The 26,908-nt window shown below is 44.1% G+C and carries 28 protein-coding genes and 1 other RNA gene; 14 read left to right on the top strand and 15 right to left on the bottom strand.

Features of this window, described 5'->3' with window-relative positions; all coding sequences use genetic code 11:
• The 6 genes from ACYQZ0_RS00460 to gatC form a co-directional block, all read right to left on the bottom strand.
• On the bottom strand, window positions 1–1,409 hold a 1,409-nt coding region (locus ACYQZ0_RS00460), incomplete at its 3' end, for a DNA methyltransferase (RefSeq protein ID WP_459774408.1).
• Window positions 1,406–1,951, bottom strand: coding sequence for a CDP-alcohol phosphatidyltransferase family protein (locus tag ACYQZ0_RS00455; protein WP_459774407.1), 546 nt, complete (start codon window positions 1,949–1,951; stop codon window positions 1,406–1,408). The genes ACYQZ0_RS00460 and ACYQZ0_RS00455, both read right to left, overlap by 4 nt.
• Window positions 1,920–2,588 carry a (d)CMP kinase gene (gene cmk, locus ACYQZ0_RS00450; protein WP_459774406.1) on the bottom strand — a complete coding sequence of 223 codons (669 nt, stop codon included), beginning with the start codon at window positions 2,586–2,588 and terminating at the stop codon, window positions 1,920–1,922. The genes ACYQZ0_RS00455 and cmk overlap by 32 nt, the downstream gene beginning before the upstream one ends.
• Before the next feature lies 1 nt (window position 2,589).
• Window positions 2,590–3,699 carry a PilT/PilU family type 4a pilus ATPase gene (locus tag ACYQZ0_RS00445; RefSeq protein ID WP_459774405.1) on the bottom strand — a complete coding sequence of 370 codons (1,110 nt, stop codon included), beginning with the start codon at window positions 3,697–3,699 and terminating at the stop codon, window positions 2,590–2,592.
• Entirely contained in the window at window positions 3,653–4,699 is a 1,047-nt protein-coding gene (gene recA / locus ACYQZ0_RS00440) for a recombinase RecA (RefSeq protein WP_459774404.1), read from the bottom strand. Before recA ends, ACYQZ0_RS00445 begins: the two co-directional genes overlap by 47 nt.
• A gap of 3 nt (window positions 4,700–4,702) precedes the next feature.
• Entirely contained in the window at window positions 4,703–4,987 is a 285-nt protein-coding gene (gene gatC, locus ACYQZ0_RS00435) for an Asp-tRNA(Asn)/Glu-tRNA(Gln) amidotransferase subunit GatC (RefSeq protein ID WP_459774403.1), read from the bottom strand.
• A gap of 93 nt (window positions 4,988–5,080) precedes the next feature.
• Here gatC and amrS point away from each other — a divergent pair, with 93 nt between their 5' ends.
• A complete protein-coding gene (gene amrS, locus ACYQZ0_RS00430; RefSeq protein ID WP_459774402.1) occupies window positions 5,081–6,130 on the top strand; it encodes an AmmeMemoRadiSam system radical SAM enzyme in 1,050 nt (349 codons plus the stop codon).
• Between the two features lie 8 nt (window positions 6,131–6,138).
• Here amrS and ACYQZ0_RS00425 read toward each other — a convergent pair whose 3' ends face one another.
• Window positions 6,139–7,410: a hypothetical protein gene (locus tag ACYQZ0_RS00425; protein WP_459774401.1), complete on the bottom strand. Its 1,272-nt coding sequence runs from the start codon at window positions 7,408–7,410 to the stop codon at window positions 6,139–6,141.
• 196 nt (window positions 7,411–7,606) lie between these two features.
• On the opposite strand from ACYQZ0_RS00425, the gene ACYQZ0_RS00420 reads away from it, so the two are divergent.
• Together ACYQZ0_RS00420 and ACYQZ0_RS00415 are read left to right on the top strand one after the other, a co-directional pair.
• The gene (locus tag ACYQZ0_RS00420) at window positions 7,607–7,816 is read left to right on the top strand and encodes a cold shock domain-containing protein (protein WP_459774400.1); all 210 of its coding nucleotides are present in this window, start codon (window positions 7,607–7,609) and stop codon (window positions 7,814–7,816) included.
• A 43-nt stretch (window positions 7,817–7,859) separates the two neighbouring features.
• Window positions 7,860–8,573, top strand: coding sequence for a menaquinone biosynthetic enzyme MqnA/MqnD family protein (locus tag ACYQZ0_RS00415; RefSeq protein WP_459774399.1), 714 nt, complete (start codon window positions 7,860–7,862; stop codon window positions 8,571–8,573).
• Here the strand turns inward: ACYQZ0_RS00415 and ACYQZ0_RS00410 are convergent, their stop codons facing one another.
• Window positions 8,574–9,683: an inositol-3-phosphate synthase gene (locus ACYQZ0_RS00410; RefSeq protein ID WP_459774398.1), complete on the bottom strand. Its 1,110-nt coding sequence runs from the start codon at window positions 9,681–9,683 to the stop codon at window positions 8,574–8,576.
• Between the two features lie 151 nt (window positions 9,684–9,834).
• On the opposite strand from ACYQZ0_RS00410, the gene ACYQZ0_RS00405 reads away from it, so the two are divergent.
• From ACYQZ0_RS00405 to ACYQZ0_RS00390, 4 genes are read left to right on the top strand one after another with little or no spacing between them, the layout of a single operon-like run.
• The gene (locus ACYQZ0_RS00405) at window positions 9,835–10,269 is read left to right on the top strand and encodes a pyridoxamine 5'-phosphate oxidase family protein (RefSeq protein ID WP_459774397.1); all 435 of its coding nucleotides are present in this window, start codon (window positions 9,835–9,837) and stop codon (window positions 10,267–10,269) included.
• A gap of 11 nt (window positions 10,270–10,280) precedes the next feature.
• Entirely contained in the window at window positions 10,281–12,317 is a 2,037-nt protein-coding gene (locus ACYQZ0_RS00400) for a hypothetical protein (protein ID WP_459774396.1), read from the top strand.
• 21 nt (window positions 12,318–12,338) lie between these two features.
• Window positions 12,339–13,184 (top strand): family 1 encapsulin nanocompartment shell protein, encoded by an 846-nt coding sequence (locus ACYQZ0_RS00395; protein WP_459774395.1) that lies wholly within the window; start codon window positions 12,339–12,341, stop codon window positions 13,182–13,184.
• Window positions 13,185–13,196: 12 nt separating this feature from the next.
• Window positions 13,197–14,147 carry an RluA family pseudouridine synthase gene (locus ACYQZ0_RS00390; RefSeq protein ID WP_459774394.1) on the top strand — a complete coding sequence of 317 codons (951 nt, stop codon included), beginning with the start codon at window positions 13,197–13,199 and terminating at the stop codon, window positions 14,145–14,147.
• Here ACYQZ0_RS00390 and exbB read toward each other — a convergent pair.
• The gene (gene exbB, locus ACYQZ0_RS00385) at window positions 14,114–14,557 is read right to left on the bottom strand and encodes a TonB-system energizer ExbB (protein ID WP_459774393.1); all 444 of its coding nucleotides are present in this window, start codon (window positions 14,555–14,557) and stop codon (window positions 14,114–14,116) included. The two genes, ACYQZ0_RS00390 and exbB, sit on opposite strands and share 34 nt — an antisense overlap.
• The gene (locus ACYQZ0_RS00380; RefSeq protein ID WP_459774392.1) at window positions 14,557–15,405 is read right to left on the bottom strand and encodes a prephenate dehydrogenase; all 849 of its coding nucleotides are present in this window, start codon (window positions 15,403–15,405) and stop codon (window positions 14,557–14,559) included. Before ACYQZ0_RS00380 ends, exbB begins: the two co-directional genes overlap by 1 nt.
• A gap of 43 nt (window positions 15,406–15,448) precedes the next feature.
• Between ACYQZ0_RS00380 and ACYQZ0_RS00375 the strand changes: the two genes are divergently transcribed.
• Both ACYQZ0_RS00375 and lepA read left to right on the top strand, forming a co-directional pair.
• Complete coding sequence (locus tag ACYQZ0_RS00375) at window positions 15,449–16,495, top strand: DegT/DnrJ/EryC1/StrS family aminotransferase (protein WP_459774391.1); 1,047 nt, start codon at window positions 15,449–15,451, stop codon at window positions 16,493–16,495.
• A 19-nt stretch (window positions 16,496–16,514) separates the two neighbouring features.
• Window positions 16,515–18,320 carry a translation elongation factor 4 gene (lepA, locus tag ACYQZ0_RS00370; RefSeq protein ID WP_459774390.1) on the top strand — a complete coding sequence of 602 codons (1,806 nt, stop codon included), beginning with the start codon at window positions 16,515–16,517 and terminating at the stop codon, window positions 18,318–18,320.
• Here lepA and ACYQZ0_RS00365 read toward each other — a convergent pair.
• From ACYQZ0_RS00365 to ACYQZ0_RS00350, 4 genes are read right to left on the bottom strand one after another with little or no spacing between them, the layout of a single operon-like run.
• Window positions 18,297–19,223: a ketopantoate reductase family protein gene (locus ACYQZ0_RS00365; RefSeq protein WP_459774389.1), complete on the bottom strand. Its 927-nt coding sequence runs from the start codon at window positions 19,221–19,223 to the stop codon at window positions 18,297–18,299. The genes lepA and ACYQZ0_RS00365 overlap by 24 nt on opposite strands.
• A gap of 1 nt (window position 19,224) precedes the next feature.
• Complete coding sequence (locus ACYQZ0_RS00360; protein ID WP_459774388.1) at window positions 19,225–19,572, bottom strand: DsrE family protein; 348 nt, start codon at window positions 19,570–19,572, stop codon at window positions 19,225–19,227.
• A 6-nt stretch (window positions 19,573–19,578) separates the two neighbouring features.
• Complete coding sequence (locus ACYQZ0_RS00355; RefSeq protein WP_459774387.1) at window positions 19,579–19,884, bottom strand: DsrE family protein; 306 nt, start codon at window positions 19,882–19,884, stop codon at window positions 19,579–19,581.
• Window positions 19,881–20,120, bottom strand: coding sequence for a sulfurtransferase TusA family protein (locus ACYQZ0_RS00350; protein WP_459774386.1), 240 nt, complete (start codon window positions 20,118–20,120; stop codon window positions 19,881–19,883). The genes ACYQZ0_RS00355 and ACYQZ0_RS00350 overlap by 4 nt, the downstream gene beginning before the upstream one ends.
• A 40-nt stretch (window positions 20,121–20,160) precedes the next feature.
• Here ACYQZ0_RS00350 and pheT point away from each other — a divergent pair, with 40 nt between their 5' ends.
• The 5 genes from pheT to ACYQZ0_RS00325 all read left to right on the top strand — a co-directional run bounded on the left by pheT (window position 20,161) and on the right by ACYQZ0_RS00325 (window position 26,061).
• Window positions 20,161–22,488, top strand: a complete 2,328-nt coding sequence (gene pheT / locus ACYQZ0_RS00345; RefSeq protein WP_459774385.1) for a phenylalanine--tRNA ligase subunit beta — start codon at window positions 20,161–20,163, stop codon at window positions 22,486–22,488.
• Window positions 22,486–22,647: non-coding RNA, 6S RNA (gene ssrS / locus ACYQZ0_RS00340), on the top strand. The genes pheT and ssrS overlap by 3 nt, the downstream gene beginning before the upstream one ends.
• A 37-nt stretch (window positions 22,648–22,684) precedes the next feature.
• Window positions 22,685–23,245, top strand: coding sequence for a 5-formyltetrahydrofolate cyclo-ligase (locus tag ACYQZ0_RS00335; RefSeq protein ID WP_459774384.1), 561 nt, complete (start codon window positions 22,685–22,687; stop codon window positions 23,243–23,245).
• The gene (rny, locus tag ACYQZ0_RS00330) at window positions 23,232–24,899 is read left to right on the top strand and encodes a ribonuclease Y (protein WP_459774383.1); all 1,668 of its coding nucleotides are present in this window, start codon (window positions 23,232–23,234) and stop codon (window positions 24,897–24,899) included. The genes ACYQZ0_RS00335 and rny overlap by 14 nt, the downstream gene beginning before the upstream one ends.
• 79 nt (window positions 24,900–24,978) lie before the next feature.
• A complete protein-coding gene (locus tag ACYQZ0_RS00325; RefSeq protein WP_459774382.1) occupies window positions 24,979–26,061 on the top strand; it encodes a DnaJ C-terminal domain-containing protein in 1,083 nt (360 codons plus the stop codon).
• Here ACYQZ0_RS00325 and ACYQZ0_RS00320 read toward each other — a convergent pair.
• Complete coding sequence (locus tag ACYQZ0_RS00320) at window positions 26,047–26,790, bottom strand: PHP domain-containing protein (protein ID WP_459774381.1); 744 nt, start codon at window positions 26,788–26,790, stop codon at window positions 26,047–26,049. The two genes, ACYQZ0_RS00325 and ACYQZ0_RS00320, sit on opposite strands and share 15 nt — an antisense overlap.
• Window positions 26,791–26,908: the final 118 nt, after the last annotated feature.

The raw sequence follows: 26,908 nt of genomic DNA, 5'->3' as shown, positions 1-26,908 counted from the left end.
TTTCCGAATATTTCGTTCATTAAAAGCTTTACATACATATTTCCGTTGTAATCACACCTCACGAAAATGCTTCCTGTATCCTTCAAAAATTCCCTTGCAAGCCTTAACCTGTTTTCCAGCATCGTTATCCATGTGGCGTCCTTATACTTTACCGAGTAAAAGTAATCAGCCTCCTGTTCTTTATTAAAGGGAGGGTCTATGTAAATTGTTTGAACTTCTCCCTTGAACTTCGGAAGAATTGTATTAAGTGCTTGATAATTTTCGCTTTTTATAAGCCATCCGTCAAGAGCTTCATCAAGATTATCAAAAAGCGAAATTATTTCCCCTTCTAAATCCTTAAAATATTTTGTATCAACAGGTAAAAACCTGTATTTATCGTTCAGCTTTCCTTCAAATATAATATCTTCTCCTCTGAATTTTTCATCAACTATTTTTAAGCTTTTCCATTCCTGAACTTGTTTTTCAAAATTTTTATGTTTTATAATTTTTTCTATAACTTTTAGACCGCCTTCTCTTTCTGCAATTCTGTTAAGCGTAATTACGTAGTTAGAATTAAGAACAAATCTCGGTTTGTTCCATACTTTTACTAATTCCTCTTCAAATTGAGATATAAAGTTTATAATTTTAAGTGCTATATCCCTTAGGACTTGGATTTGTTTAATTCTTTTTTCATTCCATACGTTTGAACCTTTAAAAAGGTATCTGTATAGCCAGAGTTCAAACTGCTCTCTTAAGAACTCCCTTGGGTTTTTATTCAGGAAAAAATCTACCTCCCCCTGTTTCTCAAAAATTCTGAATGCTCTTTCAAGCTCCTCTTCACCTAAATCTATTCCATTTTTCTTTAATTCTTTTAAAATCTCTTTTTTATTCGTTTTCCTTCCTCTTTCCGAGTATTTAACTGAAAAAATAACATTCTTATCATCACTTATCTCTTTAAGTTCATAAATTAATTCCCTTTTCTCATTAGCCTTTTTATATTCAATATCTGAGGCATCAAAATGAAATCTAATGCCATTCAATTCTAAATTAAGACTTTTAAAAATTTTATCGGTTTTTATGTAATATAATCCACGAGTTTTCCAAAATAGAATTACATCCCTCTCATCGGTATATATCTTTTCGTAAATATCCTTATAAAGCGGTGTTTTAGCAAAGTATATGGAACCGCTTTCGGAAAAATACACGCTGAAGAAATCGTACAGCTTATCAAAGAGCTCCTCCCTGAATTCGGGAAACTCTTTTAAAGCTTCTTCTATATCCCGCTTAAGTCTTGGATATACAACTTTTTCGTAATATTTTGATTTTATCTTCATTAAGTTTATATAGCCTGACTTTCCTTCTACCTTTTCTCCTATAAAAAGTTCTTTTAAAGCTTTAAAAAACTTTCTCTCCTTATCATCACTTTTCATAAATTAATCCTCCCAGATACATATTTATAATACCTGAATAGGTAATGAAAGAGCGATATCACTATGAATAATACGGTTAATGGTTCTAAAACCATAAGAAGATTTTGTAAAATTGGAATGGCGTTTACGTTTAAAGTTGCCGTTAATACTAAACATATAGATACGAAAAAGGTTGTTAATTTTCCGTAAACGGACGGTGAAGGAATTAAGTTCTTCCTTAGAAGTATAATTCCTCCCGTGATTAAGAGAGTATCCCTAAACAGAAGCAAAAAGAAAATTATAGGATTTAAGGTGTAGTTGGATAGGAAAGTGTATGAAAATAGGGAAAAAGCCGTAAAAATTTTATCACCCAGAGGGTCAAGAATTTTTCCTTCTTTTGTTTCTTGTTTTAATTTCCTGGCTATATATCCGTCGAGGAAGTCTGTTAATGCGAGAGATGATATGAGAATGAGAGAAAATAAATAATTTTCCTTTAATACGAGTAGGGGAATAAAAGGTGAGAGAAGAATTCTAAGTATGCTTAGAGTATTCGGGATGTTCATATATTATCTTCATTACTTTTTTAAATACTTCTTCGATATTCATTCCCGTAGTATCAACAATTATAGCATCTTCAGCAGGTCTGAAGGGATACTTGGGTCTTTCCATATCCCTTTTATCCCTTTCAAGAATTTTTTGTAAAACTTCTTCGTAAGAAATATCAATTCCCATTTCCCTCAGTTGTTCGTATCTCCTTTTAGCCCTTTCCTCGGGGGAAGCGGTTATAAAAATCTTCACATCCGCTTCGGGGATTATATGTGTTCCAGCGTCCCTTCCTTCAACAACCATTTGTTTCTCATCTATTATCTCCCTGAACAGCTTATTTATCCTTTCCCTGAACTCGGGAATGGCGCCCAGTTCAGAGGCTCTTTTTCCTACTTCCTCGGTTTTCAATAAATTTTCCTTCAGTTCTTCTCCTTTAATCTTTACGATAGTCTTACCTATTTCTGGTATCACCTCAAAGCTTTTCTTAAAAACTTCTTCAAAATTCTCGGGGGGGATATTTTCTTTAACGGATATATAGGCTAATGTCCTGTAAACGAGGCCCGTTTCCAAATAAGGTATTCCCAACTTTTCGGAAATATACTTCGCTATCGTACTCTTCCCGCTTGCGGAAGGTCCGTCTATTGCTATCTTCATATTATGTAATGAATATATCATCTTCTCCCGATACGCTTTCGCTACTTATACCTTTCAGCCTGAGTTCAAGGTCCGCGGGTCTTCTCGCATAAAGGAGTGCGGTATCGAGGTCTATCAATCCTTTTTTATAAAGCTCTTCAAGGTGCTGGTCAAAGGTTTGAGAGCCGTAAACAGACTTACCTTTTTCTATTAGCTCGGGAATTTCGTGGAGTCTGTTTTCCAGAATGGCTTCCTTTATTGATTGGGTCATAATCATAATTTCAACTGCGGGGATTTTACCTCCCCCTTTCTTCGGAATTAATCTTTGCGAGTAAACCGCTATAAGCGTGGATGCGAGCATCTGTCTTATCTGCTCTCTATGTTCTAAGGGAAACATTCCAACAAACCTGTTAATAGTTTCTACAGCGTCAAGGGTGTGAAGGGTTGAGAAAACGAGGTGTCCCGTCTCCGCAGCGTGGAGTGCAGTTTTCGCGGTTTCGGGGTCCCTGATTTCACCCACCATTATTACGTCTGGGTCCTCTCTCAGTGCTGCCCTAAGCCCAAGGAAAAAGCTTTCCGTATCCCATCCAACTTCTCTTTGAATAATAAAGGACATAATATCCTTGAAAAGGAACTCTATCGGATCCTCAATCGTTATTATAACTTTCCTGAAACGTTTGTTTATCTCGTTAATAATTGCTGCGAGGGTTGTTGATTTTCCCGAACCTGTAGGTCCCGTAACCAGAATAAGCCCTGCCGAATGTTTTAAGGCGGTTTGTAACATTACAGGAGGCAAGTTAAGTTTTTTGAACTCGGGTATTTCAAAGGGAATGACTCTCAGGGCCATACCGAAAGTTCCCCTCTGTTTGTAAAGGTTTACACGGAACCTTGAGACCTTAGGTATAGAGTAAGAAAGGTCAACTTGACCTTCTTCCTCAAGTTCTCTCCTCTTTTTTGGTTGATTTTTCAGTATATCGTTTATAAAGATTTCAAAAAGTTCTATGGAAATAGGGGGAAACTCCTCAAGGGTTTCCAGCCCGTTTGGAGTCCTGATTACGGGCTTTGAGCCCACCTTGAGGTGAATATCACTCGCTCTTTTCTCCAACGCTGTTTTCAGTATCTGGTCTAACAAGTCCCGACACCTCTCTTACTTTTCTCTCTATTTCCTCAAGCATTTCGGGATGTTCAAGCAGGTATTTCTTAGCCTGTTCCCTTCCCTGTCCCAGCCTCTTTTCTCCGTAGCTGTACCAGGAACCGCTCTTCGTTATAACTCCGAGATTTGCAGCAGTATCAATGATATCGCATATCCTGCATATTCCTTCACCGTATATAACGTCAAACTCCGCCTCCTGGAATGGGGGCGCGAGCTTATTCTTAACAACCCTAACCTTCACTCTGTAGCCTTTCTTTTCTCCTCCTTCCTTAACGTCTCCGAGTCTTCTCACTTCAAGTCTCATATCGGAAAAGAACTTTAATGCCCTTCCACCGGGTGTTGTCTCCGGATTTCCGAACATCACTCCTATCTTCTCCCTTATCTGGTTTATGAATATGAGTGCGGTGTTGCTTCTGTGAACCGCACCTTTAAGCTTTCTCAGTGCCTGGGACATGAGCCTTGCCTGTTTGCCCACCTGGGCTTCTCCCATCTCGCCCTCAAGCTCGTCCTTGGGAACGAGTGCAGCTACGGAGTCAACGACTATAACATCAACCGCTCCGCTGTTTATTAGACTCTCCGCTATTTCAAGGGCCTGCTCTCCATAGTCGGGCTGGGATATGTAAAGATTATCAACGTCCACACCAAGCTTCTTAGCATACTTGGGGTCAAGAGCGTGTTCCGCATCAATGAATACCGCTACTCCTCCCCTTTTTTGGGCTTCCGCTATTACGTGAAGTGCGAGGGTTGTTTTCCCGGAGCTCTCAACACCGAATATCTCGGTTATTCTACCCTTCGGGATTCCTCCGACTCCCGTAGCTATATCAAGGGAGATGGAGCCAGTGGGTATAGTTTCAACCTCAACGGTCTCAACAGCTTTAAGGGGCATAACCGCCCCTTTGCCGAAACGCTTCTCAATACTGCTTAAAGCTACCTCAAGAGCCTTCATCTTCTCAGATAAGTTTTCAGAAACCCTTGCCATCTATTACACCTCCACAACTCTCGGAACTACAAAAAATCCGTCTTCCCTCTCGGGAGCGTTCATAAGGGCCTTCTCCCTGTCAAGGGAAGGCCTCGGTTCATCCTCTCTCATAGGAGTCGTTTCCGAAGAAAGAATGAAAGGTTCTACTCCTTCTGTGTTCACTTCATTTAGCTTATTCACGAACTCAAGTATATCCCCGAGCTGTTTTTGGAAAAGCTCTACTTCCTCCTCCGTTAGCTTTAGTCTTGCGAGATGTGCAATCTTCAGAACCCAATCCCTGTCAACCATTATGAAATATAAATTATATAATCTAAAGCAAAAGCAAGTGCTTATATGAGTTCAGTCAATAATATTGAGTGTTGAGTTGTTAAATTTAAACTTATGAGAGTTGAGGCAAAATGGTGGAAGAAAACTGAGGACGGAAAAGTTGAGTGTTATCTCTGCCCTGTAAGTTGTAAGTTGAAGGATGGGGGAGTGGGCTCCTGCGGTGTGAGGGCAAACATCGGAGGAAAACTCTACACATTTACCTACGGCTCCCTTATATCCGCTGCTATAGACCCCGTTGAGAAGAAGCCTCTATTTCACTTCCTCCCCGGACACAGAACGTTAACGATAGCGACGCCCGGTTGTAATCTCCACTGCAAGGGATGCCAAAACTGGGAAATATCCCAGGTTCCCAAGGGAGAAGTATTCAAAAACAGGTTTTACGACGAGACTTTTGTTCCCCCGGAATTAATAGTCGAGAAAGCCCTTGAACACGGATGCGAAAGCATATCTTACTCCTACTCGGACCCAACGATATTTGCGGAATACATGCTTGACGTAGCAAAGAAGGCAAAGGAAGCTGGACTAAAGAATATAATGGTAACCGCGGGATTCATAAATCCCGAGCCCCTTGAGGAAATAGACAAATATATGGACGCGTACAGCATAGACCTGAAGTTCTTTGACGATAAAGCTTACAGGGAGTATTCAAAGGGGAGACTCCAGCCCGTCCTTGAGACGATAAAATACGTGTTTAGCAAAGGAAAATGGGTTGAGCTAACTACCCTTATAGTTCCGAAGTATCTAACTGAAGAGCAGATAAAGAAGATTGCGGAATGGATAGGAAACGAGCTTGCACCCTGGGTTCCCTGGCATCTATCAAGGTTCTTCCCTCACTACAAGGCTACGGACCTTCCTCCGACACCAGTTGAGGAGCTTATAAAGGCTTACAATATAGGAAAAGAAGTAGGACTTGAATATGTTTTCGTCGGAAATCTTCCGGGAAACAATTATGAAAGCACATACTGCCCCAAATGCGGAAACACGGTAATAGGAAGGACAGGATACTTTATCACAGATGTAAATTTAAAGGAAGGCAAATGTAATAAATGCGGATACGAAATTAAAGGAGTTTGGGAAAAGAACCCCGCCCCGAGCGGGGTTTAAAGGAATTTTTAGAAGTTATAGAAGATGGAGAGGGTTACGTCGGTGTAGGAATCGTCCGCCCCTTGGCCAACGTTTACATCATCAAGCTTAACGTTATCTACAGCAAGAGCTATTCTGTTAGCGTATCCCTTGATGTAATAGTTTACACCTATACCCCAGGTTGTGAGCTTGGGCTTAACATCTTTACCGCTGAAATCTGTAACTTCACATCCCTTTCCGTCACACTCGCTTCTTACATACTTAACTACAAGTGCTGGCTTTCCGAGGAATATCTTTTGGTCGTAGAGGAGTTGTCCTTGAACGAGCCATCCGAATCTGTCGTCGTCTTTCCATCCTTCATAGTTGTTATGTTTTACATAACCAATTTGGAGGTTAGGAACAATTGTTTCAAACTTTTGTTCCCACATTACGTCAACGCCCCAAGATGTTTGGTCATCTATGTCAGGGTCTCCACCAGACCTATAACCCTGGTGAGCATAAGAAAGACCAACTGTAAGAACATCTTTCTTTCCTACGTAGGTATTCTTAAGAACGTACCCTTTCTCAGGTTTGTATCCGAGCATCGTTGGTGTGAACTGAACCCTTATAGCAAATCCTGTTTTAGGTTCACCCGCAGCATTTGTTTCATCATCTGTATCAAAGATACCAGCATAATACTTGAACATTCCCCCAGCTATATTACCCCAGAATGTTACGCCTGCACTTCTTGAACCACTCCTGAAAGGCTTATGAGCCAAAGGATTTGTGAAAACATGCTTAGCGGTGTAAACTTGATTTTCTACAGTATCAAGGATTTTTACCTTACCGTATGTCGGACCCGTCGGGAAGAGAACACTCCATCCACTTTGTAATCCGCTGTGTCTCTCAAAAGGAACCTTGTATGAACCAGCTATGATGTTGAACTCGGGAGCAAATGCGAGATTGATATAGGAGTCAAGGATTTCAATGTCAGAATCTGAATTGCCATCACCATTCACATCAAGTAACTTGTTTACACCTATAAATTCCGTTTGAAATCCAGCACTCAGGATTTTGTTGAACTTATACTTGAAGTAAATCCTTGCATTTCTGTGGCTGAATTGGAGGTCGCTTTTGTCATTCTTAAGGGTATCAATATCTTTGTAATAATCCCTTTCTCCACGTAAGGTTGCGTCTATGATTCCCCTTGCACCGAACTTAAGGGTCTGGTTTTCATCAATCTTAATCGTTACCGCGTTTGCGCTTTGTGCAAGTACACCTAAGCTGAATACAGCCCCTGCGAGGAGCAGACCTTTCTTCATAACTAAACACCTCCCTTTAGGTTTCTAAAGCTGGAAATAATTATATAGCATCCTTTTATAGTTTGTCAACTATTTTTTGAGGAAAATCACTTGAAAAATTTAAGTATATGAATATATTTAAATACAGGTTCTTCAGGGGAGGGAATTCCTTCCTTTGAGAACCTACAAGCTAAATTCTACAGGAGGTTTTGTCGTTATGTCGGTCAGAGGTGTAGTTAAGTGGTTCAGCAAGGACAAGGGCTACGGCTTTATAACGAGAGAGGATAACAACTCGGATGTCTTCGTTCACTTTACGGATATCTTAATGGACGGTTTCAAGACGCTCCAAAAGGGCCAGCTCGTTGAGTTTGAAGTTGTTGACGACACAAAAGGACCAAGGGCAAAGAACGTAAAAGTCCTCGGTTAAACCCTTTCTCTTTTTTTCTTTCCTTTTAAAATTTCTTTATTTGATGTTTCGTGTTGGTCAGGTTTCTTACCTGAATACGGTTCCCCTGTTTTATAAACTCCGTTCCTTTGAAGTTATCAAGGAAGTCCCCTCAAAACTCGTTGAGCTTTTAAGGAAAGGAGAAATACAGGTGGGTATTGTTTCCTCGGTTGAGTTTTTCTTTAATCCTGAAAAGTATTACATACTTCCCGATATATCTATATCCTCAAGGGGAGAGGTTTGTTCTGTTAAGCTCTTTTCAAAGAAGCCCATTCAGGAAGTTGAAAGGGTAAGCATAACGAAGGCTTCACTTACCTCCCGTTATCTTCTTCATTACATAATGGAAGAGAAGTTCAGAAAAGAAATTATTGAGGTCTCAGAAGGGGAGGCAAAGCTCCTTATAGGTGATGAGGCCATGGAAACGGACCAGTATCCCTTTATATACGACCTCGGTAAGGAGTGGTATGAAATTCATAAACTTCCCTTTGTTTTTGCTCTCTTTCTCGTGAGAAGGGATGCGGACCTGAATAAAGCAAAACTACTTTTAAAGGAGATAAAGGAGAGCCTTAACGAGTTTTTCAGTAATTTCCCGAAGGAGTATAGGGATTACGAGTATTACTTTAAGGAGTGTATTGATTACTCCCTTAAGGAGGAGCACTTAAAAAGCCTGGATATATTCTTTAATTACCTTTCTAAAAAGTTTAAAAGGGAGAAACCAAAGCCCCAGTTTTTGAAATAATTATCTTTCTCTTTCTCCCCTTATGAACTCTTCAACCATCTTCTTTGCCTGCCAGTCGGGATATTGTATGGGCGGGTGTTTCATCGTGTAAGCGCTTATTGAGTACAGCGGTCCCGCTACTCCCCTGTCCCTTGCGAGCTTAGCACATCTTATCGCATCTATCATTGAACCTGCACTGTTGGGAGAGTCTTCAACGTCAAGCTTTAGCTCAATATACATGGGAACGTCGCCGAAGAGTCTTCCTTCCATCCTGATGTAAGCTATCTTCCTGTCATTGAGCCAGGGAACCCAGTCGGAAGGTCCTATATGAACGTTTTCCCATCCGAGGTCGTAGGGAAGTAGTGATGTTACCGCTTCGGTCTTTGAAACCTTCTTAGTCTTCAGCCTTTCCCTTGCAAGCATGTTGAGGAAGTCCGTATTTCCTCCGAAGTTAAGCTGGTAAGTTCTGTCAAGCTTAACACCTCTGTCCACGAATAGCTGTGTTAGAACTCTGTGAACGATTGTAGCTCCTACCTGTGACTTTATATCGTCTCCCACTACGGGTATTCCAGCTTCCTCAAACCTCTTTGCCCATTCGGGGTCCGAAACTATGAATGTGGGCATTGCGTTTATGAAGGAAACTCCAGCCCTTAAGCAAGCTTCCGCGTAAAACCTTGCAGCCTGTTCCGCTCCTACGGGAACGTAGTTAATGAGAACGTCCGCCTGGGTTTCTTTTAGAACCGCTACAACGTCCTCGAGCTCGTCTTCCTTTTCGTCCGCAAGAACGAAAGTTCTTTCGGGAGGATACTCTTTCATGTGGGGAGCAAATCCGTCAAGAACCTTCCCCATCCTTACCTTTACGCCCATATGGGGAACGTCCGGTTCAAAAACTGCTGTGCAGTTCGGGGGTGCGAATATAGCTTCCGAAACGTCCTTTCCGACCTTCCTTGCGTCAATGTCCCATGCTGCAACTATCTCAATGTCCCAGGGCTTGTAACCGCCTATGTCCTCGTGCATAAGCCCGCTGACGTCAACGGTTCCCTTCTTCTTGTAGTAGTAAATTCCCTGTATGAGGGAGCTCGCACAGTTACCCACTCCCGCGATAGCCACCCTCACCTTCTTTTCTGCCATTACGTCACCTCCTTTTAGTTTTTTTGCCTTCAAATAAAGGCTTATAAAATTTTATCTATCCAATATAAAATTATATACCTCAGCTTTTGAAAGGTCAAATTTCACACCTGTGTTTAAAATATTGTTAGAAAAATTTTAAGGAGGTGTGAAAATGCTACCCAGAGATTTAATAGATTTGATGAGGGATTTAAACGTCTTCCCCGTTGTAGTTTCAACGGTTGATAAGGAAGGAAATATACACATAACCTTCATAACATGGGTCTATCCCGTTGATGAGAGAACGATAAGAATCGCGGTAAGCTCAAAGGCTAAAACCTCTCAAAACATAAGGGAAACGGGAAAGGTCGCAATACAGATTTTCGCCCCAGACAAAGCTCTCAGCTGTTACGGAAACGCCAAGGAGATAGTTGAGAAAATAGAAGATATTCCCTTTCCCGTCTCGGTGTTTGAGGTTGAGATTGACACCGTTGAGAACTCCCTCTTTCCCGGAGCTACGATAACGGGAATAATTCCCTTTGCTCATACGGGGAATGTCCTAAAGATGACCGAGCTTGACGATAAAGTTCTCCGTGCCCTGAAGGCTTAATTTATATTTTTGTGCTTCTTAAAGTTATAATTCCGAACGGACGGACTAAACTCGTTCAAGCGGGTAAAATTCCCGAAAACCCAATAGGAAGAAGAGTGATAATAAGGAACTACGAAAACGGAAAGTTTATAACCGGTATAGTAATAGGAAAAGCTACGGGTGAAGCGGAGGGAGAAGTTTTATGCTTTCCAGATCCTCTTCCCTTCGTTCTGCCCCATGCTTTTGAGGTTGCGAGGGAGCTTGAGAAAAAAAGCACGGATTTTTACACAAAAATTCTATGGGATTTCCTCCCCTCTCAGTTTGACTGGTATGAGGAGGAGTTTGTTTATCTCAAGAGACAAAACCTAAAATCTGTGGACCCGGAAACGTTAAAACTCGTTGAGTTCCTGAGAAATAAGGAAAGAGTCCCATATGAAATTTTAAAGAAAAGTTTTTCCTGGAAATTAATACATTTCCTTTCGGAGAAAAAAATAATAGAAAAGAAGAAAGAGTGGATAATTCCCGATATAACTGAAGAAGCTTTCCTTTTAGCCGTTCCCGTTGAGAAAGCTATAAAAGGTCTTAGGTCGGAAGAGAAAAAGAGATTAATTGAGTTCATAGAAAAAAATCCCTTATCCTCAAGGGAGGATATAAGAAATGCGGGATTTGAGACCGCATACCTGGGAGAGTTGGTAAAGAAAGGAATTCTAAGAAAGGTTAGACTTCCCGTTCAAAGACTCTTGAAGATAAAAGCTAAATCGGACGACGAAGTTATAAAAAGGGAAAAAGAAAGAATACTCATAACTGGAACTTACGAGTTTGTTTTCAAAAAAATAAGGGAAATTACGGATAAAAATCTAAAAAATAAAAAGAATACACTTATAATTTCCACAGATGACGGAGAATTAAGAGAGACGGTAAGAAGACTGAAGAAACTTTACGGAGAAAAGGTTATAGAAATAAGCTCAAGAGTTACACTAAAGCGTTTGTTTAAGAACTGGTTCAAGGCTTACGAGGACGGATACGTATTCGTGGGAAAGTATAAGGCTATCTTTCTTCCTTTTATCCGTCTTGAGAGCATCATGCTTCTGAACGAGCTGAGAAATACGAGGTATCCCATAAACAACCTTGATATAAGGGGTGCCCTTTACCACCTTTCAAAACTCAAAGGGGCACATCTTATATTCTGTTCTCCTAACTACTCGTTAGAGAGTTTCTATTTACTAAAGAGGGGATTTTTTAAAGAATTTATCTCAGAGGAGTATAAACCTGAGGTTAAAGTTTTTAAAGTAAAAGAAGAAATAATTTCCGAAGAAACCTACAAAGAGATAGAGAAAAATAAAGAGAAAAATATTCTTTTTATAATTCCCCGGGAGGGATACGGATACCTATACTGTCCGAGGTGTGAGTCTCTTGCTGAATGTCCCAAATGCGGAACCTTTCTCGTTTATAGCAAGGAAAGAGGCTTAGTTTTCTGCAGACTTAATGCAAGCCATTATAAAAGTGAGAAAAAGAGTTGTCCCGTATGCTTCGGAAAGACGGAGGTTGTAAGCGTCGGAATAGAAAAGGTTAAGGAGGTTATATATAAAAACTTTGGTAAAAGAAAAAACTTTTTCTTCTCAACTTCTCCCGAATGGACGAAAGCTTACGATGTTGTTGTCTTAATTGACGGAGAAAGATTTCTGAACTATCCGAGTTTCAGGGCAAGGGAGAGGCTTTTATACTTCTTCTCAACCCTTTACAGAATTGCAAAGGAAAAGCTTATAATCCAAACGCGAAACCTTACCGATGAGGAGATAAAAAACCTTGAAAGTAAGAAGCTGGAAAAACTTTACGAAGAAGAGCTAAAAAGAAGAAAAGAGGAAAATCTCCCCCCCTACGGGCACGTTGTAATAATTGAAAGCGAAAGGGATGCATCGGAACTCATTAGGGAAAAGGTAGCGGAAAAGTTTGAAGCGATTTACGACCCCAGAACGGGAATATGGAGCTATCTCGTAAAGGTGAAGGAGCTAAAATTAGTAAGGGAGAAGTTGAGGAAGGTGAAGGGCTTTAACGTTATTATGTATTAAGTTATTTTTAGGAGGTGGGAAATGGAGTTTTTGCAAAGGGAACAAGCCCCTTTAACCGCGGACGAATGGGAACAGATAGATAAAACGGTTTACGAGGTTGCGAGAAATACACTCATAGGAAGGAAATTCATTCCCGTGGTCGGACCGATAGGTGCGGGACACCAGGTTATATCTTACGATGTCCTTTACGGGGTTGAACCGGGTGTTTGTGAGATAAGACCGGGCCAAGAGTATGAGGTTTGTGAGCCCATAAGAACGGGTATAAGGAAGCATGTTCCCATACCAACTCTTTACAAGGATTTTGTAATATCCTGGAGGGACTTGGAACACTGGAGGCAGTTTAACCTCCCGATAGATACGACGAACGCCGCGGCTGCGGCAAGCTCTCTGGCTGTAGCAGAAGACACGCTCATACTCTTCGGAAGCAAGGAGCTCGGAATAGAGGGGCTTCTTACTGCTGAAGGTATAAACGAGGATAAACTCTCCGACTGGAACGAGGTGGGAAATGCCTTCAGCGACGTTGTGAGGGGAATATCAAAACTCGTTGAGAAGGGATTTTACACGAACTACTACTTAATAGTTAATCCCAAGCGCTACTTCCTGTTGAACAGAATTCACGACAACACGGGACTCCTTGAGCTTGAGCAGGTAAAGAAGGTTGTTAAAGACGTCTTCCAGACACCGATAATGCCCGAGGATAAGGTTTTACTCGTTTCCGCCTCTCCCGCAAACTTTGACATAGTAGTAGCCCTTGATGTGAGCGTTGCCTTCGTTGAGACCGCAAATATGAACCACACCTTCAGGGTTATGGAGATGGTCGTTCCCAGGATAAAGAGACCCGAGTCCATTCTCGTCTTTTCCGCTTAATTTATTTTCTTTATGAAGATATCCGATGCGGTTGAGTTTACCGCTCAGAAGGAGGAAAGGCTTGACCGCTTTCTCGCAGAGAGTTATACCGATTTCTCAAGAAGCTACATTAAAAAGCTCATAGAAAAGGGCTTCGTTTACGTAAACGGGGAAGAGGTAAGGAAACCCTCAAAGAAGATAAAAGGGGGGGATAGGGTAACCCTGTTCATTCCAGAACCCGAGGAACTAAAGGTTGAGCCCGAAAACATACCGATAGATATAGTTTACGAGGATAGGGATATAGCGGTAGTTGTAAAGCCCTGTGGTCTCGTTGTTCACCCCTCCCCGGGATACACCTCGGGAACGCTTGTGAACGCTCTCCTTTACCACATAAGGGATTTGTCCTCAATAGGTGGTGTTGAGAGGCCGGGGATAGTTCACAGGCTTGATAAGGAAACAGCGGGTTTAATGGTTGTTGCTAAAAATGATATGGCCCACAGGGAGCTTGTCAAGCAATTCCAGGAACGGAAGACCGAGAAGTTTTACAAGGTTCTCGTTAAAGGAGTAGTTGGGGAGGATTACGGGATAATAGATAAACCGATTGGAAGGCATCCCGTTGACAGGAAGAAGTTCTCGGTAAACGAGGGAGGAAAGGAGGCATTAACCGAGTTCTGGGTTTTGAAGAGATATGAGAAGCTTGATATAACTTTATTAAAGGTAAAGATACATACGGGAAGAACGCACCAGATAAGGGTTCACTTCTCGTCAATAGGACACCCTGTTCTTGGGGACAGAACTTATGGCTTTAAAAGGAACTCGGTCCCCGAAGAGCTCCTTAATCTTTTGGGCAACTGCAATATGCTTATAGCTTACAGGCTCGGCTTTTATCACCCTCTTTCGGGTAAATGGATGAGCTTTGAGATTGAGGAACCCGAAACCTTCAGAAGCGTTCACCTCTGGCTTGAGGAACACTCCCCTGATTGAGCCTCATACTCAAGGAGCTTTTCCCTTATCTTTCTAAGGAGGAAGTTGTAAAGCATTGAGGAAGGTATTGCGACCAGGAGTCCCATGGCTGTAGCCTTAAGCGCAAGGGCAAGCCCCACCATAATCTCCCTCGTGTTAACAAAACCTTTTTCACCTATAGTGTAAAAGGTGAGGATTATACCGAGAACGGTTCCGAGAAGACCTATATAGGGTGCATTTGAGGCAACGGTCGCTATTATATAAAGCCTTTTTGTTAAATCCTTCTCAAGTAAGGCCTTTGAAGGGTATTGTTCTACCTTTACGCTTCTTATGAATAGGTATCTCTCAACGGCTACCGCAAGGGCCAAAAAGCTCATGAAACCGAGGATGCCTATAATCCCGTAGTCAAGGTATTTCTTTAACTCTTCCATTAGTCTATCTCCATCCTCTTCGTTTTTACCTCGTTCAGGAACTCGGTAAGCTCCTCCTCTTTCTCTTCTTCTACGAGCTTCCTGAGATAGTTCAGGGACTCAATAAATCCGTCTATGGACCTCAAAAGATTTTCCTTATTCGCGAGGAATATATCCCTCCACATGACCGGGTCGCTTTTGGCTATCCTCGTAAAGTCCTTAAATCCCCCTCCGGGATACTTGAAGAGGTCAACCTCCTTTGTTGACATACGTATTAATGTATCAACGAGGGAGAAGGCAACCGCATGGGGAAGGTGGGAGACGACACCGAAAACGTAATCGTGAAGGAATGGGTCCATATACTCAACAATTCCTCCAACGCTCTCCCATACCCTTCTCACTACCTCAAGACGCTCCTTATCCGTCTTCTCGGTAGGCGTTAGTATTACCTTCTTCCCTTCGTATAGGTCGGACATGCTGAACTCAACGCCCGATTTCTCAGTTCCCGCTATCGGATGCCCTCCCACGTATTTACTTCCGAGTATATCCTCAAGCTCGTAAACGAGGCTTCCCTTAACGCTTCCCTGGTCCGTTACGATTACCTCCTCGTCAAGGATTTCCCCGAGCCTTTTTGCTATCTCGGGAAAGGTTCTCACGGGAGAGGAGAGCATGACGAAGTCGGGATTGAACTCCCCTGCCTCATATAAAATCGTCGTTCCCCTGTCTATTATCCCGAGGTCTTCCCCCTTTCTTATGCTTTCGGGATTTATATCGTATCCGTATATCTTCCCTTTATAACCGTGTTTCCTGAGTGCAGATGCAAAAGAGCCGCCCATAAAACCTACGCCTACGATTAGAACCCTTTCCATCAATTGTTAGATTTTAACCTTATTAATTTAAAATGTTTTACCTATGAACATAAGAATCCCCATCATAGGACTGGAGTTCGGAGAAGAGGAAAAGGAAGCACTCATCAACATTCTTGAGAGCAAGAGAATAACCCGGGACGGGTGGACCGAGAAGTTTCAGGAAGAGTTTTCCGAGTTTCTGGGTGTTGATTACTGCTCAACGGTCTGTTCGGGAACCGTTGCCCTCTTCATAGGTCTTAAAGCCCTCGGTGTTAAAGATGGGGAAAGGGTTGTTGTTCCCGCATTCAGCTTTATGGCAACTATAGACGCGGTTCTTCTCGCAGGTGGAAGGCCTGTGGTTGTTGACATAGACGAGTATTACACTATTGATTTAAACCAGCTTGAGGACGCTGTGAAAAAGTATAAACCGAGGGTTGTTATTCCCGTTCACCTATACGGACAGCCCGCGGATATGGAAAACATAATGTATCTCTCGGAAAGATATGGCTTTTACGTTCTTGAGGACTGCGCCCAGGCTCACGGAGCTGAGTATAAGGGAAAAAAGGTCGGCTCTTGGGGACATATAGGGGCTTTCAGCTTTTACGCCTCAAAGAACGTCCCAATGGGAGAGGGAGGAGCCCTCACGACGAGCGATGAAAACATTTATAAGGAGATAAGGAAATGGATTGATTTCGGAGAGCATCCCGCCTTTAACGTGAGGATAACCGAGTTCCAAGCTGCCCTCGGAACGCTTCAGCTCAGGAAATTAAGGGAGAGGAACGAAAGGAGGAGAAACATAGCGAGAATTTACACGGAGAACCTCAGCGGTTTATACGAGGTTCCGAGGGAAAGGGAGGGAGCTTACCACGTTTACCACCTTTACACCCTTCGCCACGAGAGGAGGGATGAGATAGTTAAGAAGTTGAGGGATAAGGGAATAGACGCGAGGGTTTACTACGATTACCTTCTAAACGAGATAAGGGAGTCTGAAAGCCTCCCGACACCCAACGCATACAGGTTTAAGAGGGAGGTTTTCGCCGTTCCCGTTCATCCCTTTCTCAAGGAGGAGGAGGTTTACGAGGTCGTAAACAGTTTGAAAGAGAGTTGTTGAAAAAATATCTTTATAAACCATGGAGGATTTGAGCAAGGTCAGGAACTTCTGCATAATAGCACACGTTGACCACGGAAAGAGCACACTCGCGGACAGACTCCTTGAGTTCACGGGAACGATAACGGAAAGGGAGAAGAGGGAACAGCTCCTTGACACCCTTGACGTTGAGAGGGAGAGGGGAATAACCGTTAAGATGCAAGCGGTCAGAATGTTTTACAAGGCGAAGGATGGAAACACATATAAGCTTCACCTGATAGACACGCCCGGGCACGTTGATTTCTCTTACGAGGTTTCAAGGGCTCTTGCCGCTTGCGAGGGGGCACTTCTTTTGATAGATGCATCTCAAGGTATAGAAGCTCAGACCGTTGCGAACTTCTGGAAGGCAGTTGAGCAGGACCTTACGATAATTCCCGTTATAAACAAGATAGACCTTCCCTCGGCGGACGTTGATAGGGTTAAGAAACAGATTGAGGAGGTTCTCGGGCTTGACCCCGAGGAGGCAATTCTCGCCTCCGCCAAGGAGGGCATAGGAATAGAGGATATCCTTGAGGCGATAGTTAACAGAATTCCGCCCCCGAAGGGAGACCCCAAGAAACCCCTTAAGGCGATTATCTTTGACTCCTATTACGACCCATACAGGGGAGCGGTTGCCTTCGTCAGGATATTTGACGGGGAGGTGAAGCCGGGAGACGAGATAATGCTCATGTCAACGGGAAGAACTTACGAGGTCACAGAAGTCGGAGCCCAGACACCCAAGATGACTAAGTTTGAAAAGCTTTCGGCAGGAGACGTTGGATACATAGCAGCATCAATAAAGGACGTTAGGGATATAAGGATAGGGGATACGATAACTCACGCTAAGAGACCCGCTAAAGAACCCGTTCCGGGATTTCAGCCTGCAAAACCCATGGTTTACGCGGGTATATACCCCGCGGAAGATACCACATACGAGGAGCTCAGAGACGCCCTTGAGAAGTATGCTATAAACGATGCCGCTATAGTTTACGAGCCCGAAAGCTCCCCTGCCCTCGGTATGGGATTCCGTGTAGGTTTCCTCGGACTCCTCCACATGGAGATAGTTCAGGAAAGACTTGAGAGGGAATACGGGGTGAAGATAATAACGACAGCACCAAACGTTATATACAGGGTTAAGAAGAAGTTTACCGACGAGGTTATAGAGGTAAGGAACCCGATGGACTTTCCCGATAACGCGGGACTCATAGAATACGTTGAGGAGCCTTACGTTCTCGTGACGATAATAACACCGAAGGATTACGTCGGACCCATAATACAGCTCTGTCAGGAAAAGAGGGGCATTCAGAAGAACATGAGCTACCTTGACCCAAATACCGTTTACCTTGAGTATGAGATGCCCCTTTCCGAGATAATAGTTGACTTCCACGATAAGATTAAGTCCGTATCAAGGGGATACGCCTCCTACGACTACGAGTTTATAGGATACAGACCCTCCGAGCTTATTAAGCTCACGGTTCTCATAAATAAGAAACCTGTTGACGCCCTTTCCTTCATAGTTCACAAGGACAGGGCGCAGAAGTTCGCAAGGAGGGTTGCGGAAAAGCTGAAAGAAACGATTCCGAGACAGCTCTTTGAGGTTCACATACAGGTGGCAAAGGGGGGTAAGGTTATAGCCTCCGAGAGGATAAAGCCCCTCAGGGCTAACGTGACAGCAAAGTGCTACGGGGGAGACGTGACGAGGAAGAAGAAGCTCCTTGAAAACCAGAAGGAAGGTAAGAAGAGAATGAAGCAGTTCGGAAAGGTTCAGCTCCCTCAGGAGGCCTTCTTAAGCGTTCTTAAGGTTGAATAACTCCTTTGCCTTTACCATCTTCGTTATAAACTCGTTAACGGGTGTATTAACTCCGCACTTCCTTCCGAGCGTAACTATCGCCCCGTTAAGAGCGTCTATTTCAGTTTTTCCCTTCTTTATATCCTCAAGCATTGAAGGGAAATGCTCAGCGGTAGGCGGAACGAGCTTTTCGTAAAAAACCCTCTTGTATTCTTCCGCACTTTTCCAGAAAGTCGGTATATTACAGGCCTTTATAACATCAAATATCTCCTCTATTACCCTGTCCATCAGCTCCTTTGTGTAGGGATTTTCCGCAAGCTTCCCGTAATTCACCTCAAAAAGAGCTCCCAGTGGATTTAACGCGCTGTTATAAATCACCTTATCTATCAGGTATTTATATACATCCCTCTCATACCTCGTGGGTATCCCCGCTTCGGTAAAAATCCTCGCAAGCTTCTTTAAAAACTCCTCTTTTATCTTCCACGAAGGGTCTCCAATAACAACGTCGTCCGCAGATACCGTAATCCTTATATGCCCGGGCTTTATAACCTTTGAGCCGAAAATAATCCTTGAGAGGATAACCCTACCATCACCGAAGAGCTCAACCGCCTTCTCGTAATTCCCATATCCGTTCTGGGCAATCATTACGTAATTCTTCTCATTAACGAGAGGTTTTACGCTTTTTAGAGCACTTTCCGTATCGTAGGATTTTACCGAGATGATGATTAAATCGGGAGTAAAGGGAACTTCTTGAACGCTTGTGTATGTTTTCACGGGAACCTCAAACTCACCCCATATACCCTCAACCTTTATGCGGTTTATGGGATTTCTTCTAACAAGCCCTACCGCTTCGTAGCCGGCACGCGTCAAAAAAGCGAGGTAAGCGCTTCCTATCGCTCCTACACCTACGATAAGGAACTTCATATCACCATACGAAAACAAAGTCAGACTCTTTTATGAGTTTCTCTATCTCTTCCGAACTCATTACGTTTACGCTTTTAACCGCCAGCTGGTTTTTCGTTATGCCCCTGTCGTGAAGGGATTCCTCTTCCGCAATAAGCGTGAGGTTTATAAAATCAAGGGTTTCCCAGAACTTCTCGAGGCTGTCTATACCGAGCTTTTCGGGTTCCCACTTCGTTAGGAAGTAAACCCCGTCCCTTATGCATACAAAGTAGGTTTCGTTGTTTATTCCCGTTGCTGTTGCAACCCTCATAGCCTCGTGGGACTTCCAGGAAAAGGGGTCACCCTTGAGTATGTGGACAACTTTCTTCATTATTCATTAATTAAAACACAACACCTTATCAAAATCCTTAAGCATTCTTGACATGTTGTAGGTTGAACTGCTCTCCGCCCAAGGGGGAGATTCTTTCACGCCCCTCTGATGGGCTGAGTGACTGCAAAAGAGAACTCTTGCACCGAAGTTTTTTAATTCTTCCGCATCGGGTCTGAGGAGGTAGTAAACCCCGTTCCCAGAAAGGAATATAACAACCTCGTGTCCCTTTTCGCACAGCTTCCTCGTTAAGTTTCTTACCGTGTTGTAGTCCTTGGCGTAAGGCACGCTCGTTATGAATATGAGAACCTTCATCTCACCTTCCTTATTATTATCTCCCAGAGATTATCGCCTATCTGGTTTACCTCAATAACCTCCTGACCTTCTTCCCTCATGCTTTTGGGGACGCTTTCTGCGGAAGGGGGATAATCGACAATCACCCTGAGAACCTGTCCGGGCTCCATCGTCTCAAGGGCGAGCTTGCTTTTCACGAACGTAAAGGGGCAGACTTCACCCCTTATATCAAGCTCCTTGTCAAACTTCTTGTCCATAAAACTTAAATTTACAACTCCTCGGGTAAAATAATCAATTATGAAAGTTCCCTACACGTGGCTATCCGAATTCGTAGAGCTTGACGGAATAACACCCGAAGAGATAGCGGAACAGCTTTCCCTGAGAAGCGTTGAGGCAACCGTTGAGACCTTCGGCATAGATATAGACGGCGTCGTTTTCGGAAAAGTTGTTGAAGTTAAAGAACACCCCGAGGACAGGAGGCTTAACCTTTTAAAGGTTCAGGTTCAGGAACACCTTTTTGTTGACGTTGTTACCGCTGACAAAAGCGTAAGTAAGGGGGACGGGGTATTAGTTGCCCTCCCGAACGCCAAGGTAGGGAATATGTGCGTAACTGAGAGGAAGTTTGGGGACGTTGTTTCAAAGGGAATGCTCCTATCCGCGCAGGAGCTCGGGCTTGAGGAAAAAAGCGAGGGCGTCCTGAAGATTAAGGAGGAGTTCAAACCCGGAACTGATGCGAGGGAAATCTTAGGCTTTGGAGAGAAGATTATAGAGATAGATATAACACCAAACAGGGGGGATATGCTCTCGGTAAGGGGTGTGGCAAGGGATATAAGTGCCATATTCGGACTGAAGAAAAAGGAAGAAGAACAAGAAAGCTTTTCGGAAACAGGGGAGCTTTCAATAGAGATAAGGGACAAAGACTGCGGGAGATACAGGGGTGTTGTAATTGAGGGCGTTAAGATAGGGGAGTCTCCCATAGAGATAAAGAAGAGGCTGTGGCAGTGCGGGATAAAGGTTATAAACAACGTTGTTGATATAACGAACTACGTAATGCTAAGGGACGGACAGCCCCTTCACGCCTTTGACCTCTCAAAGGTTAATGGCGGGATAGTTGTGAGAAGTGCCCACAAAGGGGAGAAGCTCATAACCCTTGACGGGGAGGAAAAGGAGCTTGATGAGGACATACTCGTAATAGCGGACAGGGAAAAGCCCCTTGCTGTAGCGGGGGTGATAGGTGGACTTGAGAGCGGAATAAGCGAGAAAACGACATCCATTCTCCTTGAGAGTGCCTACTTCAACCCCTACAGGGTGAGAAAAGCCTCAAAAAAACTCGGCATAAACACGGAAAGCTCTTACAGATTTGAGAGAAACGTTGATATTGAGAGGGTGGACAAGGCTCAGGATTATGCGGTTTCCCTAATCCTCAAGTATGCAGGGGGGAAGGTTATAGCTGTTAGGGACATTTACCCCCGGAAATACGAACCAAAGAAGGTATTCCTTCCTCAGGGGAAGTATATAAGGTATGCGGGAGAGCCGTACAAGAACGAGGAGGTTAGCAGAATACTGAATGCCCTTGAGATACCTCACGAGATTATGCGTTGCGGTGTAGAAGTTTACGTTCCCTCCCACAGAAGCTTTGACATAACAAGGGACGTTGACATCATAGAGGAGATAATGAGGATAAAGGGATACGGGAGCTACACTTCCGAAGTTCTTAAGCTTCCCTCCTTCTCAAAGAATCCTGAGGACTACGAGGAAAAGGTGAGGGCTTACCTGAGGGATAGGGGATTTTACGAGGTGATAAACTTCTCCTTTGAGGACGGGAAGCTTTACAACCTACTCGGTCTTCCTCTTCCCGAGGTTGAGGTAATAAACCCCCTTAACCCGACCCAGAGGTATATGAGAAGCACCCTTATAACCTCCCTACTGAGAACCGCTGTTTACAACGACAGGAACTACAACTACGACCAGGCCATTTTTGAGCTCGGAAAGGTTTTCAACAAAGAAGGGGAGGAAACGAGGCTCGGACTGCTTGTAAAGGGAAGAAAGAAAAGGACCCTCAAGGAAGAGCTGTGGACCCCTTACGAGTTTAGCGAAGCAATACACGGGATTTTTGAGCTTCTCGGTATAGAACCGATTATTGAAAGGGAAGAAGAGAGATTTCTTCATCCGTATATATCCGCTTCACTCTTTGTTGACGATGAGAAGGTAGGATTCTTCGGAAAGCTCCATCCCGAGATAACGAAAGCCCTTGAGCTGAGGGGAGACGTGTTCATTGGAGAGATAAAACTTGAGAAAGTCTTAAGTAAGGTCAAGAAGCCCACATACAGAAAGGTTTCAAAATTCCCACCCGTTGTAAGGGATATAGCCCTCATAATGGACAAAGAGTTTAATGTGAATAAATTATTAATTGACATTAAGTCGCAACTGGGAGACCTGCTGGAAGAGGTTAGGGTTTTTGACGTTTACACGGGCGAAAAGGTAGGGGAAGGCAAGAAGAGCGTTGCGATAAGACTCGTTATGAGAAGTGCGGAAAGGAGCTTGAAGGACGAAGAGGTTAACGAGCTTGTCAGGAAGCTTGTTGAAGAGCTTGAGAGAAGGTATGGTATAAAGCTCAGGGCTTAGGGTCTGCCCTGTTCGTGGCACGGAAGCTGTCAATGGGGCCTACACCGTGGGTTGTAGGGAAGTCTTCTTCGGGAGCTCCTTAGGGACTCCCGAGGGACTACCCACCTAAGAGTTTTGAGGCCCACGGCACTTCCCGTGCTACGGCAGGGTGGATTCCCCTCTTGCCTTCCCCTCCTGGAAACAGGAGGCGGAAGAGTTGTTAAAGGAGAGCTTAAGAAAGAGGATTTTACATAAACGTATAGGTTTATCGGAAGAGGAGAGGCGTTTACTTTCAAGGAAGATAGCTGAAAATCTGAGCTCTCTCCCCGAGTATAAAAGGGCAAAAAGCGTTCTCTTATACTGCCCTGTGAAGGGAGAGCCCGACCTTACATCCCTCTTTCCCGAGCTCATAAAGAGAAATGCCTTAATCCTTCCCAAGGTAAAGGGAGAGGAGCTTGAGCTTTACAGAGTAAAGAATATCTCCTGCCTGAGGGAAGGAAGTTTCGGCATACCCGAGCCCTCGGAAGGAGAAAAGGTATCACCCGAGGAGGTTGAGCTTTTTGTTATCCCCGGCGTTGTGTTTGATAAGGAAGGATACAGGCTCGGCTTCGGAAAAGGTTATTACGACAGACTTCTAAAGGGCGTGAAGTCTCCCAAGGTAGGCGTTGCTTACTCCTTTCAAGTTGTTGATAAACTTCCCAGAGACCCCTGGGACGTTCCCGTTGATATTATTATCACCGAAAAAAACATAAGGAGGTTGAGAAATGGAGTTCATTAGTATCCTTTTGGTAATCGTAGCTGTTGCAATTGGTGTGTATCTTGGCAAAAACGTTTTAGGAAGGAAAAGCGAACCCGCTCCCATCTACGTTCCTCAGCCCGACCTCGGAGAAGCGAAGGAAAAAGCGGAAAACATACTGAAGGAGGCAAAGGAGAAAGCGGAAAAGCTGATAAGCGACGCCAAAGAGGAGGCTAAGAAGATAATAGAGGAAGCGGAAGAGAGGGCGGAAAAGCTCCTGAAGGAGGCGAAGGAAGAGATAGAAAGGCTGAAAGAGGAGATTGAGAGAAGGAAGAAGGAGCTCAAAGAGAGGGAGGAAAGCATACAGGCTAAGGAGAGACACCTTGATAGGAGATGGGAGAGCATAGAGAGAAGGGAAGAGGAGCTCCTCCACAGAGAAAGGGAGTTAAAGGAGCTTGAGAGAAGCCTTGATAACTTCAGGGAGGAGCTAAGGGAAAGGGAAGAGGAGTTGAGAAGGGAAAGGGAAGAGATAGAGGAGCTAAAGAAGAGGGAGCTTGAGGAACTCCAGAGGATAGCCCAGCTAACGATAGAGGAAGCGAGACAGGAAATCCTGAAGAAGGTTGAGGAAGAGGCGAGAAAGGATGCCATAAAGCTTATGAAGGCCATTGAAGAGGACGCAAAGAGGAAGGCTGAGTTTGAAGCCAAAAAGGTTATAGCAACAGCGGTTCAGAGACTTTCCCCTCAGATAGCCATAAACTACACAACGACAACGGTTGAGCTTCCGAGCAACGAGTTTAAGGGAAGGATAATAGGAAGGGAAGGAAGGAACATAAGAACCTTTGAGATTCTCACGGGCGTTGACCTCATAATAGACGACACTCCCGATATCGTCACCATATCCTCCTTTGACCCTTTAAGGCGTGAGATAGCAAAGGAAGCCCTCCAGAGGCTCATTGCGGACGGAAGGATACACCCCGCAAGGATAGAGGAAGTCGTTGACGAGGTAAAGAGGGAGTTTGACGAGAAGATAAGGAAGCTCGGAGAGGAAACCGTTTACGAGCTTGAACTCCACGACATAAATCCGGGCCTTTATTACTACATAGGTAAGCTCTACTACAGAACCAGCTACTCCCAGAACGTCTTACTCCACTCAAAAGAAGTCGCCTACATAGCCGGGTTGATGGCTGAGGAGCTCGGGCTTGACGCGAAGCTCGCAAGAAGGGCTGGACTCCTCCACGATATAGGGAAGGCTATCTCCCACGAGCTTGGAGGTTCTCACACCGACATAGGCGTTGAGCTTGCAAGAAAATACGGAGAACCCGACGCGGTTATAAACGCTATAAGGGCACACCACGACGAGGAGCCCGTGAGATATCCCGAGGTTGCACTTGTCTGCGCCGCTGATGCACTCTCCGCTGCAAGGCCGGGAGCGAGAAGGGAGACCCTTGAGGCTTACATAAGAAGACTTGAGAAGCTTGAAGAGATAGTCAAATCCTTTAAAGGAGTTGCCAACGCTTACGCTGTTCAGGCGGGAAGGGAGGTAAGAGTCATAGTGAACCCCGAAGAGATTTCCGATGAAGAGGCTTACCTCCTCTCAAAGGAAATAGCAAGGAAGATTGAAGAAGAGCTTGACTTCCCGGGACAGATAAAGGTTGTCGTGATAAGAGAAACCAGGCACGTTGAGTATGCCAAGTGATTCCCTTTCCCCTCTTTTATACCTTTATTAAAAGAATTAATTGAAGCATAAAGCCTTTTGATAGAAATTCTTAAAATTGATGGCTACGCAGATTAAGGATTATTACGAGATTCTCGGAGTGAGCAGGGACGCAACGAAGGAAGAGATAAAGAAGGCCTACAGGAAGCTCGTAAGGATATATCACCCCGATATAAATCCCGACCCGAAGGCTGCCGAGAAGTTCAAGGAGATTAACGAGGCTTACCACGTTCTCGTTGACGACGAGAGACGTTCCGAGTATGACGCAATACTGAGCAGGAACGACGTCGGGAAGTTCAGGGACTTTCTTGAATACATACAGGAGTTTGTTGAGAGCATAATACAGGGGGAAAAGGGAAAGAAGAGAAGGCCGAGAAAGGGACAGGACATAAAGATGAAACTTCCCCTCACCCTTGAGGAGGCCGGGCTCGGTTGTGAGAAGGAGATTACCTACAACAGATGGGCGGACTGTCCCGACTGTGAAGGAATGGGAGTAAGGGGAGAGGCGGAAACGGTTGTGTGTCATGCCTGCAACGGAGAAGGAAGAAGAGTAAGCGGTATATTCAACTTCCCGAGGCCCTGCTCCGTTTGTAAAGGAAAGGGCTTCATAATAAAGAACCCCTGTCCCACCTGCTACGGAAGGGGAAGGGTCTCCGTTCAGCACAGGATAAAGATAACAGTTCCACCGGGAACGGAAGAGGGAGAGGTTTTAAAGGTTCCCGAAAAGGGACACCTCGGTTATTTCGGAGGAAAGCCCGGGGATTTATACCTGAAGGTGGTTCTGAAGGAACACCCCGTGTTTAAGAAGGTGGGAAAGGACCTCCATATGGAGAAAGTAATAAGCTATCCCGTTGCGGTTCTTGGAGGAACGGTTAAAGTCCCAACCCTTGAGGGAGAGGAGGAAGAGGTTTTCATACAGCCCGGGACCGAGTGCGGAGCGACAAAAACAATTCCCGGAAAAGGATACCCATACAACGGCGGAAGGGGAGACCTCATAATTCACATAAGGATAGGCGTTCCTAAAAACATATCAAAGAAGGAGAGAAGGTTAATAGAAAAGCTTGCGGAGCTTATGGGAGAAGAAGGAATATACAAAGAAGAAGGATTTATGGACAGGATAAAGGGGCTCTTAAAGAAGGATTAACTCCTCAGCCTTTTCCGCTTCCTTCTCCTTATTGAACCTTGGGGAGAAGAAGGTTATCGCCACGTTCTCATTTTCCCTGAGTGCTTCCTTTACCGCTTCCTTATCCCTGTAAGTTTTTATAAGGGTCCTCCAGGAAAAGAAGTGGTGAAGATGGTGGAAGTCCGAGTTAGCAACAATCCTGCAACCCGCGAGGTTTACCGAGTTAAATAAATCGAACTGATTGGCGACCTCCCATACGTCAAAAAGCTCCTTAAAACTCTCCATGTTCTCGTAAAGATGTTTTGAGAGGTGCTCCCTGTCGCTTTCCTTCTTTTCGGGATGAGCTGCTATGCTTATCCCTCCCCTCTCCCTCACCAGCTCGGTTATGGCCTCAACGCTCATGAAGGGGTCTATGTATTCTTCAACGTCAAGAACGACTATATGGTACTTATCCGTGTTATTCGTGACTTCAAAGCCGGGAATGAGTATCATTCCGTATTCCTTCCAAGCCCTCTTTGACTCTTCCTTCAGGAGCTTTATGTAATCCCTAAAGTTTTCAATTGTTATTGAAGGAACTTTTGTCCCCCTCTCCTTTAATCTCTTTAAGTATTTCCCGTCAAAGATGTGGTCCGTTATCGCAATGACATCAAACCCCGCCTCCCCGTAGAGGTCAACCACCTCCCTCAGCGAAAGACTTCCATCGCTCATATTCGTATGAATGTGAAAATCACAGAGGAGCCATTTCTCCATCTCACACCTCCTGTAAAAACCTTTAATGCCCCTGTGTTAAGCCTTTATTAAGGGAAAAATTAACAGAAAATTAACAAATTTTTAGGAAAATCCCATTAAAATTCAAACGGAGGTAAGG

The organism is Aquifex pyrophilus (assembly GCF_054656935.1).
Note: the sequence above shows the minus strand (reverse complement) of the source record. Positions and strands in the feature narration are given on the sequence as shown.

Bases quoted from the DNA above. Each gene is read 5' to 3' on its own strand.
- ACYQZ0_RS00455 (WP_459774407.1), bottom strand. From the start codon at position 1,951: ATGAACATCCCGAATACTCTAAGCATACTTAGAATTCTTCTCTCACCT.
- cmk (WP_459774406.1), bottom strand. From the start codon at position 2,588: ATGAAGATAGCAATAGACGGACCTTCCGCAAGCGGGAAGAGTACGATA.
- recA (WP_459774404.1), bottom strand. From the start codon at position 4,699: ATGGCAAGGGTTTCTGAAAACTTATCTGAGAAGATGAAGGCTCTTGAG.
- gatC (WP_459774403.1), bottom strand. From the start codon at position 4,987: ATGGTTGACAGGGATTGGGTTCTGAAGATTGCACATCTCGCAAGACTA.
- amrS (WP_459774402.1), top strand. From the start codon at position 5,081: ATGAGAGTTGAGGCAAAATGGTGGAAGAAAACTGAGGACGGAAAAGTT.
- ACYQZ0_RS00425 (WP_459774401.1), bottom strand. From the start codon at position 7,410: ATGAAGAAAGGTCTGCTCCTCGCAGGGGCTGTATTCAGCTTAGGTGTA.
- ACYQZ0_RS00420 (WP_459774400.1), top strand. From the start codon at position 7,607: ATGTCGGTCAGAGGTGTAGTTAAGTGGTTCAGCAAGGACAAGGGCTAC.
- ACYQZ0_RS00415 (WP_459774399.1), top strand. From the start codon at position 7,860: ATGTTTCGTGTTGGTCAGGTTTCTTACCTGAATACGGTTCCCCTGTTT.
- ACYQZ0_RS00410 (WP_459774398.1), bottom strand. From the start codon at position 9,683: ATGGCAGAAAAGAAGGTGAGGGTGGCTATCGCGGGAGTGGGTAACTGT.
- ACYQZ0_RS00405 (WP_459774397.1), top strand. From the start codon at position 9,835: ATGCTACCCAGAGATTTAATAGATTTGATGAGGGATTTAAACGTCTTC.
- ACYQZ0_RS00395 (WP_459774395.1), top strand. From the start codon at position 12,339: ATGGAGTTTTTGCAAAGGGAACAAGCCCCTTTAACCGCGGACGAATGG.
- ACYQZ0_RS00390 (WP_459774394.1), top strand. From the start codon at position 13,197: ATGAAGATATCCGATGCGGTTGAGTTTACCGCTCAGAAGGAGGAAAGG.
- exbB (WP_459774393.1), bottom strand. From the start codon at position 14,557: ATGGAAGAGTTAAAGAAATACCTTGACTACGGGATTATAGGCATCCTC.
- ACYQZ0_RS00380 (WP_459774392.1), bottom strand. From the start codon at position 15,405: ATGGAAAGGGTTCTAATCGTAGGCGTAGGTTTTATGGGCGGCTCTTTT.
- ACYQZ0_RS00375 (WP_459774391.1), top strand. From the start codon at position 15,449: ATGAACATAAGAATCCCCATCATAGGACTGGAGTTCGGAGAAGAGGAA.
- lepA (WP_459774390.1), top strand. From the start codon at position 16,515: ATGGAGGATTTGAGCAAGGTCAGGAACTTCTGCATAATAGCACACGTT.
- ACYQZ0_RS00365 (WP_459774389.1), bottom strand. From the start codon at position 19,223: ATGAAGTTCCTTATCGTAGGTGTAGGAGCGATAGGAAGCGCTTACCTC.
- ACYQZ0_RS00360 (WP_459774388.1), bottom strand. From the start codon at position 19,572: ATGAAGAAAGTTGTCCACATACTCAAGGGTGACCCCTTTTCCTGGAAG.
- ACYQZ0_RS00355 (WP_459774387.1), bottom strand. From the start codon at position 19,884: ATGAAGGTTCTCATATTCATAACGAGCGTGCCTTACGCCAAGGACTAC.
- ACYQZ0_RS00350 (WP_459774386.1), bottom strand. From the start codon at position 20,120: ATGGACAAGAAGTTTGACAAGGAGCTTGATATAAGGGGTGAAGTCTGC.
- pheT (WP_459774385.1), top strand. From the start codon at position 20,161: ATGAAAGTTCCCTACACGTGGCTATCCGAATTCGTAGAGCTTGACGGA.
- rny (WP_459774383.1), top strand. From the start codon at position 23,232: ATGGAGTTCATTAGTATCCTTTTGGTAATCGTAGCTGTTGCAATTGGT.
- ACYQZ0_RS00325 (WP_459774382.1), top strand. From the start codon at position 24,979: ATGGCTACGCAGATTAAGGATTATTACGAGATTCTCGGAGTGAGCAGG.
- ACYQZ0_RS00320 (WP_459774381.1), bottom strand. From the start codon at position 26,790: ATGGAGAAATGGCTCCTCTGTGATTTTCACATTCATACGAATATGAGC.